General features: G+C 78.1%; 1 protein-coding gene. It reads left to right on the top strand.

The annotated features are described in order from the left end of the window. Positions 1–662: AMP-binding protein (locus tag VR45_RS41175; protein ID WP_045945106.1), on the top strand; the 662-nt coding region annotated here is incomplete at both ends.

Here is a 662-nt window from a genome sequence, read left to right as displayed (position 1 = left end):
TGCGCGATCGACTACGCCACCGACCTGTTCGACCGGGAGACGGTGGAGGCGATCGCGGCCCGTTTCGGGCGGCTGCTGGCCGCCGTGGTGGCGGACCCGGCGGCGCCGATCGGCCGGGTGGAGCTGCTGGACGGCGCCGAGCGCGCCGCCCTGCTCGCCCCCGCCGCCGCGCTGCCCGCCGAGGTCCCGCTCGTCCCCGCCGCGTTCGCGGCCCAGGTGGCCGCCACCCCGGAGGCCACCGCCCTGGTCTTCGGTGAACTCCGGCTCAGCTACGCCGAGTTGGACGCCAGGGCGAACCGGCTCGCGCACGGCCTGCTGGCCGCCGGCATCGGCCCGGAGTCCGTGGTCGCGCTCGCCCTGCCCCGCTCGGCGGAGACGGTCGTCGCCCAACTCGCCGTGCTCAAGGCCGGCGCGGCCTTCCTGCCGCTGGACGCCGAGTACCCGCTGGAGCGCACCGCCCACATGCTGGCCGACGCCCGCCCGGCGGCCGTGCTCAGCACCGAGGACTGGCCGCTGCCCGAGGCGCTGGCGGGCCTGACCGTCCTGCCCGCCGACGCCGGCGCCTGGTCGGAGCAGCCCGCCGAGGCCCCGCCGCTGCGGATCGGGGCGTCCCACGCCGCCTACGTCATCTACACCTCCGGCTCCACCGGCCGCCCCAAGGG

It is taken from the genome of Streptomyces sp. NRRL S-495 (assembly GCF_000966955.1).
In the GTDB taxonomy this organism is placed as follows: Bacteria; Actinomycetota; Actinomycetes; order Streptomycetales; family Streptomycetaceae; genus Kitasatospora; species Kitasatospora purpeofusca.
The sequence above is the reverse complement of the archived record's forward strand: the minus strand, read 5'-3'. Positions and strand labels throughout refer to the sequence as shown.